We start from the raw sequence: 14147 nt of genomic DNA, 5'->3' as shown, positions 1-14147 counted from the left end.
CAACCCCCACGCGCCCCGTTCGGCCGAGTGTCCCGCGCCCGCGGGATGCCGTTTCCTACCCCGTACCCCCGTACCCCCGTACCCCTCGCCCTCCAGGAGGCACCCCCGTGACCGCCCGATCCGCAGGCAAGACGTCCCGCGCCAGGAAGACGCCCGCACCGGACCGGACCGCCGTGCGGATGGCGCCACCCCTCGACCCGGGTGACCGCGCCCGGCTGCTCGCGGGCGAGCACCACGACCCGCACGGCGTGCTCGGCGCGCATCCGGTGCGCGGCGGGGTCGTGGTGCGCGTGCTGCGCCCGTGGGCGAAGGAGGTCGTGGTCCTGACGAAGGGCCGTCGCGTCGTGCTGCACGACGACGGCGACGGACTCTTCTCCGGCCTGCTGCCGCTGCTGCGCAAGGTGCCCGCGTACGAGCTGCGCGTCCGCTACGAGGACGGGGGCGACGAGCTCGCCGTCGTCGACCCGTACCGCTTCCTCCCCTCCCTCGGCGAGCTCGACCTCCACCTCATCGGCGAGGGCCGGCACGAGGAGCTGTGGACGGCGCTCGGCTCCCACGCGCTGACCCACGAGGGCGTGGCCGGCACCCGCTTCGCCGTCTGGGCGCCGAACGCCCGCGGTGTCCGCGTCACCGGTGACTTCACGCACTGGGACGGCACCGCGCTGCCCATGCGTTCGCTCGGTTCGACGGGAGTGTGGGAGCTGTTCGTGCCGGGCGTCGGCGAGGGCGCCGTGTACAAGTACGACATCACGCGGCCGGACGGTTCGCACACCGTGCGCGCGGACCCGATGGCCCGCCGCACCGAGTGCCCGCCGAACACCGCGTCGATCGTCACCGCCTCGCACTACACGTGGGACGACGCCGAGTGGCTGGCGCGGCGCGGCACCCGCCCGCACCACGAGGCGCCGCTCTCCGTCTACGAGCTGCACCTGCCGTCCTGGCGGCCGGGGCTGACGTACCGGGAGCTGGCCGAGCAGCTGCCCGCGTACGTCCTCGACCTCGGCTTCACGCACGTGGAGTTCATGGCCGTCGCCGAGCACCCGTTCAGCGGCTCCTGGGGCTACCAGGTCACCGGCTTCTACGCGCCGACGGCCCGGATGGGCACCCCCGACGACTTCAAGTTCCTGGTCGACGCCCTGCACCGGGCGGGGATCGGCGTCCTCATGGACTGGGTCCCGGCGCACTTCCCGAAGGACGACTGGGCGCTCGCCGAGTTCGACGGGCGTCCGCTGTACGAGCACGAGGACCCGCGCCGCTCGCACCATCCCGACTGGGGGACCCTGGAGTTCGACTACGGGCGCAAGGAGGTGCGGAACTTCCTCGTCGCCAACGCGGTGTACTGGTGCCAGGAGTTCCACCTCGACGGGCTCCGCGTGGACGCGGTGGCCTCGATGCTCTACCTCGACTACTCGCGCGAGCACGGCGAGTGGCTGCCGAACGAGTTCGGCGGCCGGGAGAACCTGGACGCGGTGGCCTTCCTCCAGGAGATGAACGCGACGGTGTACCGGCGCTGCCCGGGGATCGTGACGTTCGCCGAGGAGTCCACGGCCTGGGACGGCGTGACGCGGGCGACCGACCAGGTGGGCCCCGGCGGCTTCGGCGGCCTGGGCTTCGGCATGAAGTGGAACATGGGCTGGATGCACGACTCGCTGGGCTACGCGGAGAAGGAGCCGGTGCACCGCAAGTACCACCACCACGAGATGACCTTCTCGATGGTGTACGCGTACAGCGAGAACTACATCCTGCCGATCTCCCACGACGAGGTCGTGCACGGCAAGCGGTCGCTGGTCTCGAAGATGCCCGGCGACTGGTGGCAGCAGCGGGCCAACCACCGGGCCTACCTGGGCTTCATGTGGGCCCACCCCGGCAAGCAACTCCTCTTCATGGGGCAGGAGTTCGCGCAGGGGGCGGAGTGGTCGGCGGAGCACGGGCCCGACTGGTGGCTGCTCGACCCGTCGTACGGGGCGGAGCCCGACCACCGGGGCGTGCGGGACCTGGTGCGGGACCTCAACACGGTGTACGCCGCGAACCCGTCGCTCTGGGAGCGGGACACCGCCCCGGACGGCTTCCAGTGGGTCGTCGGGGACGCGGCCGAGGACAACGTCTTCGCGTTCCTCCGCTTCGACGGCTTCGGCTCCCCGCTGCTCGCCGTCTGCAACTTCTCGCCGGTCGTGCGGCACGACTACCGGATCGGCGTGCCGGACACCTTCGCCGCCTGGGCGGAGGTCCTCAACACGGACGCCGCCCGGTACGGCGGCGGGGACGTGGTGGGCACCGACCCGGTGAAGACCGAGTCGGTGCCGTGGCACGGCCGTTCGGCGAGCCTGCGGATGACGCTGCCGCCGCTGGCGACGGTCTGGCTCAGGCCGGCGTGAGGTCCGGTGCTTCGTCCGGCGTGACGTCCCCAGCGGCGCTCCTGATCACGCCCAGTCGCTGAGTCGCACGGGTCAGCGCCACGTACAGGTCGTTGATCCCGTGCGGGGCGCCGGCCACGATGCCCTCGGGGTCGACGACCAGGACCGTGTCGAACTCCAGCCCCTTCGCCTGCCGGGGGTCGAGGAGGACCACCGGCCGGGTGAGGTCGGGGGCGGCTCCGTGGGCGGCGTCCGGCAGGGCCGCGATCAGACCGGGGAGCAGGCCCTCCGGCGCGATCACCGCGAGCCGGCCCTCGGTCCGCAGCTCGGCGGCGACCGCGTCGGCGGCCTCCTTCACCGGGTCGTCGACGGTCCGGTCCCAGGGCGCGACGCCCGTGGAGCGGACGGACCGGGGCGGTTCGAAGCCCGGGTCGGCGGCCCGCCGCACCTCGGCGGCGACCTCCATGATCTCGGCGGGCGTGCGGTAGTTGACGCCGAGGCGGACGTGCTCCCAGCGGTCCTGCACGTACGGGGAGAGGATCCGCTCCCAGGCACCGACGCCGGCCGGGTCGCCGGTCTGGGCGGGGTCGCCGACGAGGGTCATGGAGCGGGTCGGGCTGCGGCGCATGAGGAGCCGCCAGGCCATCGCGGAGAGCTCCTGGGCCTCGTCGACGATGATGTGGCCGAAGGCCCAGGTGCGGTCGGCGGCGGCCCGTTCGGCGGCGGTGCGGTGGTCGGCCTCCTCGTGCCGCTCGGCGAACCGCTCGGCGTCGATGATGTCGTGGGCGGAGAGGACCTCGGAGGCGTCCTCGTCCAGCTCCTCCTTGTCCTCGAACTCGTAGGTGCGCGAGGCGTACGAGACGTCGAGGACGCCCTGCGCGTACTGGATCTGGCGCTGCCGCTCGGCCTCCTGGGCGGCGCGGGCGGCCGAGTCGTCCTCGCCGAGGAGCTCGGCGGCCTCGTCGAGCAGCGGCACGTCGGCGGGGGTCCAGGCACCCGACTCGCGCCGGATCGCCGCGGCGTCCGCGTCGTCGAGGTGGGTGGGCTCGGTGAGGTAGTCGGCGAGGAACTCCTGGGGAGTGAGCGACGGCCAGAGGGTGTCGACGGCGGCGTGCACGTCGGGGTTGGCGGCGATGCCCTTGGCGAGCAGCGCGCGGTCGTCGGGGCCGAGGAAGTTGGGGCCGCCGTAGGGGTCGGCGCCGATGCGGTCGGCGAGCTGCTCGGCGAGCGAGTCGAGGATCCGGAAGACGAAGTAGGGGCGGGCGAGGTTGTGCGGGAGGACGGTCTCGCGGGCCTTGTGACGGGCCTCCAGGGCCATGTCCCAGTCGATGACGAGGTCCCCGTCCTCGTGCGGGACGACGAGGGGCGCGCCGCGCTCGGGGACCTGCTGGCGGTCCCGTACGGCCGCGGCCAGCGCGTCGGCCATGGCGGCGGAGCCCTTGACGGCGGCGGCGCGCGGGGTGTCGGTGCCGGTGGCGCGGACGCCGGGGAAGAGTTCGGCGGGGGTGGCGAGCAGGACGCCGGTCTCGCCGAGGGAGGGCAGGACGTTCCCGATGTAGCCGAGGAAGGCGGGGTTGGGGCCGACGATGAGGACGGCCCGCTTGGCGAGCTGCTCGCGGTGGGCGTAGAGGAGGTACGCGGCGCGGTGCAGGGCGACGGCGGTCTTGCCGGTGCCGGGGCCGCCCTCGACGACGAGGACGCCCTGGTGCGGGGAGCGGATGATGCCGTCCTGCTCGGCCTGGATGGTCTGCACGATGTCGTGCATGCGGCCGGTGCGGGCGGCGTCGAGCGCGGCGAGCAGCACCTCGTCGGCGTCGCGGCTCTCGTGGCCGGTGCGGGTGGCGTCGCCGAGGTCGAGGACCTCGTCGTGGAGGGCGGTGACCTCGCGGCCCCGGGTGCTGATGTGCCGGCGGCGGGAGAGGCCCATGGGCTCGTAGCCGGTGGCGAGGTAGAAGGGTCTGGCGATCTCGGCGCGCCAGTCGACGACGAGGGGCGTGCGGTTCGGGTCGTCCTTGCGGATGCCGATCCGCCCGATGTGGTGGTCACGGCCGTCGCGGAAGACGAGCCGGCCGAAGCAGAGGCCGCTCTCCCCCGCGTCGAAGGCGGAGAGCAGCCCGGACTGTTCGGCGACGGTCACGTCCCTTTCGAGACGGCCCTGGTTGCTGCCGACCCCGGGGGTGCGCAGGGCCTGTGCGACGGCGGCCTCGGCCCGGTCCCTCAGGTCGTCGAGGCGTGCGTACAGATCGGTGATGAATTGCTGCTCATTCCGAAATTCCTCGGTTGACAATTCGACTCCCGGCGCGATACAGTGCGTTTATTGAACTTCTCCGCGCTTAAGCATGTTCTCTTGCATGCGTCAGGCACGGAATCCATAAATATAAGCGATCCGATACCCCGACTGTCAATTCTAGTCGGGGTATTTCTGTATGCCCTGGTGAAAAATCCCGTGCACCCCGCCACGGCCCCTTGCTACGGTCACCCGCATGCAGCGCGCCGACATGAGGACGACGACGCCGGAGAGTGTCCCGGCGCGCTGACTGCTGATCCAGTGACGAAGCCCCGGGGCGAGTGCCCCGGGGCTTCGTCTCTTGTGGTCACTCGCCCGCCGACCGCGAGGAGACCACCGTGCACGACCACCGCAGGCTCGGCCGCGAGCTGAACCTCTTCGACACCGACCCGCTCATCGGCTCCGGGCTGCCGTACTGGCTGCCCGACGGCGCCGTCGTACGGCACGCCCTGGAGGAGTACATCCGCTCCGCCGAACGCCGGGCCGGATACCGGCACGTGTACTCGCCGGTGCTCGGCAAACGCGAGCTGTACGAGATCTCGGGGCACTGGGCGCACTACAGCGACGACATGTTCCCGCCGATGGAACTCGGCGGCGAGCAGTTCGTCCTGCGGCCCAGCCTCTGTCCCCACCACGCCCTCGTCTACCGCTCCCGCCCGCACAGCTACCGCGAACTGCCGCTGCGCATGGCCGAGCTGGGCGGCATGTACCGCTCAGAGCTCTCCGGAGTCCTGGGCGGACTGACCCGGGTCCGCGCGATCCAGCTGAACGACGCGCACCTCTTCTGCACCCTGGAGCAGGTCGCCGAGGAGGCCGGGGCGGCCCTGGAGATGATCCGGCGGGCGTACGAGGCCCTCGGCATCGCCCCCGCCCGGTACCGGCTCTCGCTGCCCGGGCCCGGCGGGAAGTACGTCGCCGCGCCCGAGCTGTGGTCGCGGTCCACCGCCCTGCTGCGGGAGGTGCTCGACGCGTCCGGGCTGTCCTACGAGGAGGCCGAGGGCGAAGCCGCGTTCTACGGGCCGAAGATCGACGTCCAGGTCGCCGACGGCGCCGGCCGCGAGTCCACCCTGTCCACCGTGCAGGTCGACTTCCACCAGCCCGAGCGGTTCGACCTCCACTACACCGGCGCGGACGGCGCCAAGCACCGCCCGGTGATGATCCACCGCAGCGTCATCGGCAGCGTGGAACGGGCCGTCGCCCACCTCCTGGAACACCACGGCGGCGCCTTCCCCGCCTGGCTGTCCCCCGTCCAACTGGCCATCCTGCCCGTCTCGGAAGCCGAACTCCCGAACGCGACCGCCCTCGCCGCCCGCTGCACCGAACGCGGCCTCCGAGCCGAGGTGACCGCCCCCGAACGAGGCACCCTGGGCGCCAGGATCCGGGAGACCCGCCTGGCCCCGTACCAGGCGATCATCGGCGCCAGGGAAGCCACCGCCGACCTGATCGCCCTGCGCCTACGAGACGGCCGCCGCCTCGACGCGGAACCGGCCGAGGGGATCCTCGACCGGATCGAGACCCTGATCGTCACCCACAGCACCGAGCTCTGGCCGATGGCCTGAGGCACGGCCTGGGCACTGCCGGGCGGATCACGCGATGACTAGCATCAGCTGCCGCAGCGAACGGCGAACGGGGGCTCTGTGGAAAGTCGACGACTGCATGGACGTCTCGGGGCGGCGGTGGCGCTGGTCCTCGCGGTGTCCACCGCCATGCTTCTGGGCAGGTCATGGAACGCCTGCGACGTGGGAGTCAACAACGCGTCCAACAGCGGCTTCCTGCTGTGGCTGTTCCTCCCGGGCCTCTGGACGGTCCTGCTCCTGACCTGGCTCACAACGGGCACCCTCCTCGGGCACCGCCCCCGCCTCCGTGCCCCCGCCCTCGCGGTGACACTCCTGGCTGTGGCCTGGTGCGCCCTCTCGATCTTCTGGGAGGGCGCCACCACCCCACCATGCCCCGACGGCACACCCCCGTGGTGGCCGGGCTTCATCCCTGCCCCGGGTTTCTGAGAGGACACGCCGCGGCGAACGAGCCGCCGACAGGCCCTAGCCCAGGACGTCCTCCAGTTCCTGGAGGAGGCGGCGCTTGGGGCGGGCTCCTACGAGGGACTTCACCGGTTCGCCGGCCTGGAAGAGCATGAGGGTCGGGGTTCCGAGGATTCCGTATGTCAGGGTGGTCTCCGGGTTCCGGTCGACGTCGATCTCGACGATCCGGAGCCGTGCCGCCTCCTCCGTGGCGATCGCGCCGAGTACCGGCTTCAGCTGGCGGCACGGGCCGCACCACTCCGCGGTGAACTTCACCAGGACCGGCAGTTCGGCCGCCAGTACCTCCGCGGCGAAGTCCGCGTCCGTGACCTCGGCCACGCCCTCTGAGTACGTCGTCATCTCCGTCACCCCTCCGTATCCGTGCCTGTGTCCCGCTCCGTACCGAGCTCGCACCGGGGTTCCGGGCCGTGCGGCAGTTCCGCCTCGGCCCGGAGCAGCTGGGCGCCCATCTGGGCGCGTACCGCTTGGAGCTGTTCGATCAGGCCGTCCAGTTCGGCGATCTTCCGCCGGTAGACGGCGATCGACGCGGGGCAGGCGTCACCCGTGGGGTGGCCCTCGCGCAGGCAGTCGACGAAGGGACGCGTCTCCTCCAGCTCGAACCCGAAGTCCTGAAGGGTCCTGATCTGCTGGAGGAGCCGCAGGTCGTCCTCGTCGTACGTGCGGTACCCCTGCTCCGTGCGCCGCGCGGTCAGGAGGCCCCGGGACTCGTAGTACCGCAGAGTCCTCGTGGTGGTTCCCGCCCGCTCGGCCAGCTCTCCGATGCGCATGTCCCCGAACGTAAGCCTTGACGCCGACGTCAAGGCAAGAAGGGAGCGGAAAGGGGGACCGTCAGGAACGGTGGCCGCCGGGCGGCAGCAGCGGCTTGCGCTCCACCGGCGACGACAGGACGACCGAGGTCGTGGTCCGGCCGAGGGCCGAGGTCTGCTCCAGGATGTCTTCCAGGTGGACGGTGTCGGTGACGGCGACCTTGAGGATCCAGCAGTCCTCGCCCACGACGTGGTGTACCTCCAGGACCTCGGGGCGCGCGGTCAGTTCCAGGGTCCGCGGGTGCTTCAGGGTGTAGCCGCCGTGCGGGTTCACCCGGATGAAGGCCTGGATGCCGTAGCCGAGCCGGGCCGGGGAGACGTGGGCGCCGTAGCCGGTGACCGCCCCGCTCGCCTCCAGGCGGCGGACCCGTTCGGTGACGGCCGCGGGGCTGAGCCTGACCTGCCGGCCGAGCTCGCTGAGCTTGATCCGGCCGTCGGTCTGGAGGAGGTCCAGGATCCGCCGGTCGATGGGGTCGAAAGCGGCCGCCGAGGAATCGTCGGCGGCGGGGCGCGAAGGCCGAGGTTCCTTCGGTACGGCGGCCGGAATTCCCATGGTTCCCCCTTCAGGCGGCGAGCACCAAACGTAACACTTGTCGTGCGACACAAGGGAGTTGGGATTCATGGACATTCTGGTCATCGGCGGTAATCGCTATTTCGGAAAGCGGCTCATCGCGCTGCTGAGGAAATCCGGGCACCGGATCACCGTGCTCAATCGGGGTTCTTCCGGCGCCCCGGAGGGAATCGAGCATCTCGTCGCCGACCGCGACGACGAATCCGCTCTCGAATCCGTCCTCGCGGGCCGTTCCTTCGACGTCGTCGTCGACCAGGTCTGCTACACCCCGCGCCAGGCGGAGATCGCCCGCCGGGTGTTCGGGACGCGCACGGGGCGCTATGTGATGACGTCGACGGTGGAGGTGTACGGGTACGAGGACTCGGCCGCACCGGTCGCCGAGTCCGTCCTCGACCTGGCCTCCGTCACCGTCGACACCGGCCTGGCCTGGGACGACCCGGAGTTCCGTGAGGAGCGCTACGGGGAGGGGAAGCGGCAGGCGGAGTCGGTCTTCGCGGCCGGGCGGCCGCCCTTCGCCTGGACCTCCGTGCGCGTCGCCCATGTACTGGGCGGCGACGACGACTTCACGGGCCGGCTCGACCACTACGCGCGGCGCATCCGGGCCGGCGAGCCGATCGCCGTCCCCGTGGTGAACCGTCCGGCGACCTATGTGTACGTGGAGGAGATCGCCCGCTTCCTCGCCTGGACGGTCGAGGCGGAATTCACCGGGCCGGTCAACGCCCATTCCCACGGCCCGCTCACCACGGCCGACATCTGCGCGGAGATCGAGAAGCGGGTGGGCGGCCGCACGGTGTTCCAGGAGGTGGAGGTCGGCGAGGTCTCGCCGTTCTCCTTCGCGCGCTCGTACGGCATGGACAACTCCCGTGCCACCGGGCTCGGTTATTCCTTCTCGCATTCCCACGAGTGGCTTGCGCGTGCGGTGGCCGAGACGGTCGGGAGGGGCGGGGAATGACTCGGTTCCGGATGCTGGGGGACGTACGGGTCGGGGCCGTCGGGCTCGGCACGATGCCGCTCTCCGTCGAGGGCCGGCCGGACGAGGCGCGGGCCGTGGCCACCGTGCACGCCGCCCTCGACGCCGGGGTGACCCTGCTCGACACCGCCGATTCCTACCACCCGCCGAACGGCGCGCCCGGCGAGGGCGAGCTGCTCGTGGCCCGGGCTCTCGCCTCGTACGGAGGCCGTACGAGGCGAGGTGCTCGTGGCGACGAAGGGCGGGCGGGGCCGTACGGCGGACGGCGGCTGGACCGTGGACGGGCGGCCCGACCATCTGCGGCGGGCGGCGGAGGGCTCGGCCCGGCGCCTCGGGTCAGCCCCGATCGGCCTGTACCAGCTGCACAAGCCGGATCCGGCCGTGCCGTACGCCGAATCACTGGGCGCGATAAGGGAGTTGCTGGACGCGGGGACGGTCCGGCTCGCCGGGATCTCGAACGTCGACTCGGCGCAGATCCTGCTGGCCCGCGAGATCCTGGGCGACCGGCTGGTCTCCGTACAGAACCGCTACTCGCCCGCCGTGCGCACGAGCGAGGCGGAGCTGCGGCTCTGCGCGGAGCTCGGGCTGGCCTTCCTGCCGTGGAGTCCGCTGGGCGGGATCTCGCGCAGCTCGCTCGACGGGGCGTCCGTGCTTGAGGAGGACCCGGAGTTCGGCGCCTTCCACCGGGTGGCGCGGGAGCGGGGGGTCAGTCCGCAACGGGTGGCTCTCGCGTGGCTCCTCGCACGGTCGGAGACGGTGCTTCCGATCCCGGGCGCGAGCCGCCCGGAGTCGGTGCGGGACTCGGCGGCGGCGGCCGAACTCGTGCTCACCCCAGGGGAGTTGTCCCGACTGGCCGTTCAGTAGCGGAGGGCGTGGGGCGTTCGGCAACCGAAGACACCGGACCCATTGACGGGGCCGGTGTCTCCAACTACAAAAGCTTCCTGAGAGCGCTCTGAGAGCGCTCTCAGGTCAGCGCACACCCCGCGTACGTCCCCCGGAGGTGTTCCCCTTGCGTTCCCCGAGCCGCCGCGCCAGACGCACATCCCGCATCCCCCTGCTCGCCTCGCTCCTCGCCGGCGCCCTCGCCACCGGCGCCCTCGTCGGCCTGGGCGGCGCGGGCAGCGCCAACGGCGCCGTCCCGCCCGCCCCCGGTTGGTCGCTCCAGTGGAGCGACGACTTCAACGGCCCCGACCGCGCCCTGCCGAACGGCGCCGACTGGCAGATCGACACCGGCCACGCCTACCCCGGCGGCCCCGGCAACTGGGGCACCGGAGAGATCCAGAACTACACCGCGAACCCCGACAACCTCCGCCTCGACGGCACCGGCAACCTGCGGATCACCCCGCTGCGGGACGGCGCCGGAAACTGGACCTCGGGCCGGATCGAGACCCGCCGCGCCGACTTCAAGGCCCCCGCCGGCGGAACCCTCCGCATCGAGGGCCGCATTCAGATGCCGAACGTCACCGGCGACGCGGCCCTCGGCTACTGGCCCGCCTTCTGGGCGCTCGGCTCCCCCTACCGGGGCAACTACTGGAACTGGCCCGCCATCGGCGAGTTCGACATCATGGAGAACGTCAACGGTCTTAACTCCGTCTGGGGCGTGCTCCATTGCGGAGTCAACCCGGGCGGCCCCTGCGGCGAGACCACGGGCATCGGCGCCAGCCGCGCCTGCCCCGGCGCGAGCTGCCAGTCGGCCTTCCACACGTACCGCTTCGAGTGGGACCGCTCGACCTCCCCGAACGAGCTGCGCTGGTACGTGGACGACCAGCTCTTCCACAGCGTGAACGAGGCCAGGGTCGGCGCGCAGGCCTGGGCCGACATGACCGGCCACGCCGGGTACTTCCTGCTGCTCAACGTGGCGATGGGCGGGGCCTTCCCCGACGCGCTCGCCGGAAGGACCCCGACCGCCGCGACCGTCCCCGGGCGGCCGATGCTGGTCGACTACGTGGCGGTGTGGACGAAGGGCGGCGGCTCGACGACCCCGCCGACGACACCCCCGACCACCCCGCCGACCACTCCCCCGCCGTCCGGCTCCTCGCAGCTGTACCTGCGGACGGGCGGCGGCGCCGGGGACGCGACCACGGCCTCGACAGTCTCGCTCGCCTCGGCGGGCGGCGCCAACCACGACGGCACCCCGGCCAACCCCCAGGTCTTCACCTCGGGGCCGGTCACCCGGACGTACAACGGCGGCGCCACCCAGTTCGACCTGTTCGTGGACGCCGGCACGTCCGTCGCCAACGGCCAGCAGGTACGGGTCAGTTACGACCGTACGGGCGACGGGAGCTGGGAGCGGATGGAGACGTACCAGTACTTCGCGACCGATCCCGTACCGGGCTACGAGCACTACACCCAGGCACGCGGCCTGAAGTCGGCCACCGGCAGCCACGGGAACCTGGTGAACGGCAAGGTCCGCGTCGAGGTGTGGAACGCGATCGGGAACGGGCCGAGCACGCTCGGCACCGGCAACCAGTCCGTCGTCCGCATCCCCTTCAACTGAGCGGGGGCGCCACCATGCATCGGATCCGCAGGCTGCTCGCCGGCGCGGGCGCCGTCCTGGTCCTCGCCACCGCCGGGTGCACGACCGCCCGGACGGACCACTCCTCGGGCCACGCGGCCCACCGGTACACGTACACGAAGGCCCAGCAGGCGGCGATCGTCGCCCAGGCCGCGGCCCCGCTGCGCGGCTCGGAGTTCCGCGCGGACTGCTTCTCCAGCCACCGCCGCGGCGACGACCCGATCGTCTTCCCCGGGCAGGCGGGCCGCTCGCACATCCACGAGTTCTACGGGAACAGGACCGCGAACGCCTCCTCGACGCTCCAGTCGCTGGCCGCCGGCACCACCAACTGCACCCCGCAGACCGACCTGTCCTCCTACTGGACGCCGACCCTCTACCAGAACGGCGTGCCCGTCGCCCCCGAGCGCGTCACCGTCTACTACCAGGGCCTCACCGACCCCACCCGCGCCGTCGCGCACCCGCGCGGACTACGGTACGTCGTCGGCAACGCGCTGGCCACGGGACCCGAGCAGAACCCGGCCGCGCGCTGGTCCTGCGTCGGCCGGACGGAGTCCGGGCGGGACTTCATGAACTGCCCGCCCGGCACCAAGCTGGAGAACTACCTGGACTTCCCGACCTGCTGGGACGGGAAGAACCTGGACAGCCCCAACCACCGCGACCACATGACGTACGCGACGGGGCCGAGCTGCCCGGCGAGCCACCCCGTCCCGGTGCCCCGCCTGGAACTGCTGATCACCTGGCCGGTGAACGGCGGCGGACTGAGCCTGGCGGGCACCCGGAACGGAACGAACGTGACGGACGCGCCCGGCTACACCTTCCACGGCGACTTCTTCAACGCCTGGGACGAGGGCGAGCTCAGACGCCGGGTCGCCGACTGCATCAACGCCGGCTACATCTGCGGGACCGACGGCCGGCCGATCCAGCAGTAGGGAGGTGAACACGAGAGGGACCGGTCCCGGCCGCCTGCGCGGTCGGGACCGGTCCCTCTCCCGAGGCCCGGATCCGGCTCAAGGCCCGGGACTCGGAGTCGTCGGAGTCGTCGGAGTCGTAGGAGTCGTGGTGATCCGACGGGGTCTTCGGGGTCATGCGGGTCGTCCGGGTCGTGACGACCCGGACGGGGCTTCGGGTCTTCGGGGCTTCGGGTCTTCGAGGTCCCCGCGGTCAGACGCCCGCGCGGGCCTTCTCCTCGCCGTCCTCGGTCCGCTGGTCCGGGACCGGGGCCGGCGCGTGATCGTCGACGAGGGTCTTCTCGTCGAAGGGAATGTGCCCGGCCAGGACCTCCGCGACCCTCGCCTTGTCGATCTCCTTCGTCCAGGTTCCGACGAGGACGGTGGCGACGGCGTTGCCCGCGAAGTTGGTGAGGGCGCGGGCCTCGCTCATGAAGCGGTCGATGCCGACGATCAGGCCCACCCCGTCGACCAGTTCGGGCCGGTGGGACTGGAGGCCGCCCGCGAGGGTCGCGAGGCCCGCGCCGGTGACGCCCGCCGCACCCTTCGAGGCGATGATCATGAAGACGAGGAGCGAGATCTGCTCGCCGAGCGAGAGCGGGTCGCCCATCGCCTCGGCGACGAAGAGGGAGGCCATCGTCAGGTAGATCGCGGTGCCGTCGAGGTTGAAGGAGTAGCCCGTCGGGACGGTGATGCCGACGACCGGCTTGCTGACGCCCAGGTGCTCCATCTTCGCGATGAGCCGCGGCAGCGCGGACTCCGAGGAGGAGGTGGACAGGATCAGCAGGAACTCGCGGCCCAGGTACCTCAGCAGCGTCCAGATGTTGATCCCGGCGACCAGTCGCAGGATCGCGCCGAGCACGACGAAGACGAAGAGTCCACAGGTCAGATAGAAGCCGATCATGATGACGGCGAGGGACTTGAGGGCGTCGATGCCGGTCGCGCCGACGACGGCGGCGATCGCGCCGAACGCGCCGATCGGGGCGACCCACATGATCATCGCGAGGATGCGGAAGACGAGCCGCTGGATGTGGCCGATCCCGCGCAGCACGGGCTCCCCGGCGGCGCCCATCGCCTGGAGCGCGAAGCCCGCGAGCAGGGCGACGAGGAGCGTCTGGAGGACCTCGCCCTCGGTGAAGGCGGAGACGAGGGTGGTGGGGATGATCCCGAGCAGGAAGTCCGGCGTGGACTCGCTCGCGCCCTCGGCCTGCTTGGCGCCGGCCTCGGCGATCTCCTTGGTGAGGTGGAGGCCGGAACCGGGCTCCAGGAGGTTGCCGACGAGCAGGCCGATCGCGAGTGCGACGGTCGACATCACGAGGAAGTAGCCGAGGGCGAGGCCGCCGACGGCGCCGACCTTCGCGGCCTTGCGGACCGATCCGACGCCGAGGACGATCGTGCAGAAGATGATCGGCGAGATCATCATCTTGATCAGGTTCACGAAGCCGGTGCCCAACGGCTTGAGCTCGACGGCGACGCCCGGCGCCAGGAAGCCGACCGCGATGCCGAGCAGTACGGCGCCGATGACGGCCAGATACAGATAGTGGGTACGGTCCCGTCGTGCGGCCACGGGGTCCTCCTCGCGCTGGTGGGTGTCCACGTCCCGGTGGACTCCGCGACTATCCATCAGCCTGTGACCCGGGTCACGGTTGCGTACGTTT

At 71.5% G+C, this 14147-nt stretch carries 11 protein-coding genes and 1 pseudogene; 7 read left to right on the top strand and 5 right to left on the bottom strand.

Translation table 11 applies throughout. The features are described from left to right. The first annotated feature begins 107 nt into the window (after window positions 1-107). Window positions 108-2375 (top strand): 1,4-alpha-glucan branching enzyme, encoded by a 2268-nt coding sequence (gene glgB, locus ASC82_RS09725; protein ID WP_199862505.1) that lies wholly within the window; start codon window positions 108-110, stop codon window positions 2373-2375. On the opposite strand, the gene ASC82_RS09720 is transcribed toward glgB, so the two are convergent. Continuing rightward, window positions 2362-4641: an ATP-binding domain-containing protein gene (locus ASC82_RS09720; protein ID WP_056644215.1), complete on the bottom strand. Its 2280-nt coding sequence runs from the start codon at window positions 4639-4641 to the stop codon at window positions 2362-2364. The two genes, glgB and ASC82_RS09720, sit on opposite strands and share 14 nt — an antisense overlap. 281 nt (window positions 4642-4922) lie before the next feature. Between ASC82_RS09720 and thrS the strand changes: the two genes are divergently transcribed. Continuing rightward, a complete protein-coding gene (gene thrS / locus ASC82_RS09715) occupies window positions 4923-6200 on the top strand; it encodes a threonine--tRNA ligase (RefSeq protein WP_277914783.1) in 1278 nt (425 codons plus the stop codon). Window positions 6201-6380: 180 nt separating this feature from the next. Then, the gene (locus ASC82_RS09710) at window positions 6381-6644 is read left to right on the top strand and encodes a hypothetical protein (RefSeq protein WP_242427621.1); all 264 of its coding nucleotides are present in this window, start codon (window positions 6381-6383) and stop codon (window positions 6642-6644) included. 36 nt (window positions 6645-6680) lie between these two features. On the opposite strand, the gene ASC82_RS09705 is transcribed toward ASC82_RS09710, so the two are convergent. The 3 genes from ASC82_RS09705 to ASC82_RS09695 all read right to left on the bottom strand — a co-directional run bounded on the left by ASC82_RS09705 (window position 6681) and on the right by ASC82_RS09695 (window position 8039). Further along, complete coding sequence (locus ASC82_RS09705; protein ID WP_056644933.1) at window positions 6681-7019, bottom strand: thioredoxin domain-containing protein; 339 nt, start codon at window positions 7017-7019, stop codon at window positions 6681-6683. A gap of 5 nt (window positions 7020-7024) precedes the next feature. After that, the gene (locus tag ASC82_RS09700) at window positions 7025-7447 is read right to left on the bottom strand and encodes a MerR family transcriptional regulator (protein WP_024755234.1); all 423 of its coding nucleotides are present in this window, start codon (window positions 7445-7447) and stop codon (window positions 7025-7027) included. A gap of 61 nt (window positions 7448-7508) precedes the next feature. Continuing rightward, the gene (locus ASC82_RS09695; protein WP_079039173.1) at window positions 7509-8039 is read right to left on the bottom strand and encodes an Lrp/AsnC family transcriptional regulator; all 531 of its coding nucleotides are present in this window, start codon (window positions 8037-8039) and stop codon (window positions 7509-7511) included. A 67-nt stretch (window positions 8040-8106) separates the two neighbouring features. Between ASC82_RS09695 and ASC82_RS09690 the strand changes: the two genes are divergently transcribed. From ASC82_RS09690 to ASC82_RS09675, 4 genes and pseudogenes are all read left to right on the top strand, one after another. Further along, entirely contained in the window at window positions 8107-9009 is a 903-nt protein-coding gene (locus ASC82_RS09690) for an NAD-dependent epimerase/dehydratase family protein (RefSeq protein WP_056644209.1), read from the top strand. After that, window positions 9006-9891, top strand: a pseudogene (locus tag ASC82_RS09685) (aldo/keto reductase). Before ASC82_RS09690 ends, ASC82_RS09685 begins: the two are co-directional and overlap by 4 nt. Window positions 9892-10036: 145 nt before the next feature. Beyond that, the gene (locus tag ASC82_RS09680; protein ID WP_056644207.1) at window positions 10037-11524 is read left to right on the top strand and encodes a glycoside hydrolase family 16 protein; all 1488 of its coding nucleotides are present in this window, start codon (window positions 10037-10039) and stop codon (window positions 11522-11524) included. Between the two features lie 14 nt (window positions 11525-11538). After that, the gene (locus ASC82_RS09675) at window positions 11539-12471 is read left to right on the top strand and encodes a DUF1996 domain-containing protein (RefSeq protein ID WP_056644205.1); all 933 of its coding nucleotides are present in this window, start codon (window positions 11539-11541) and stop codon (window positions 12469-12471) included. A gap of 232 nt (window positions 12472-12703) precedes the next feature. On the opposite strand, the gene ASC82_RS09670 is transcribed toward ASC82_RS09675, so the two are convergent. Next, on the bottom strand, window positions 12704-14086 hold the full coding sequence (locus ASC82_RS09670; protein WP_242427620.1) for a cation:dicarboxylase symporter family transporter: 1383 nt from the start codon (window positions 14084-14086) through the stop codon (window positions 12704-12706). Window positions 14087-14147 lie beyond the last annotated feature (61 nt).

The organism is Streptomyces sp. Root431, assembly GCF_001426585.1.
In the GTDB taxonomy this organism is placed as follows: Bacteria; Actinomycetota; Actinomycetes; order Streptomycetales; family Streptomycetaceae; genus Streptomyces; species Streptomyces stackebrandtii.
Note: the sequence above shows the minus strand (reverse complement) of the source record. Positions and strands in the feature narration are given on the sequence as shown.

Coding starts and splice junctions, on each gene's coding strand:
- ASC82_RS09695 (WP_079039173.1), bottom strand. CDS start 8,039: ATGGGAATTCCGGCCGCCGTACCGAAGGAACCTCGGCCTTCGCGCCCC.
- ASC82_RS09690 (WP_056644209.1), top strand. CDS start 8,107: ATGGACATTCTGGTCATCGGCGGTAATCGCTATTTCGGAAAGCGGCTC.
- ASC82_RS09700 (WP_024755234.1), bottom strand. CDS start 7,447: ATGCGCATCGGAGAGCTGGCCGAGCGGGCGGGAACCACCACGAGGACT.
- ASC82_RS09705 (WP_056644933.1), bottom strand. CDS start 7,019: ATGACGACGTACTCAGAGGGCGTGGCCGAGGTCACGGACGCGGACTTC.
- ASC82_RS09675 (WP_056644205.1), top strand. CDS start 11,539: ATGCATCGGATCCGCAGGCTGCTCGCCGGCGCGGGCGCCGTCCTGGTC.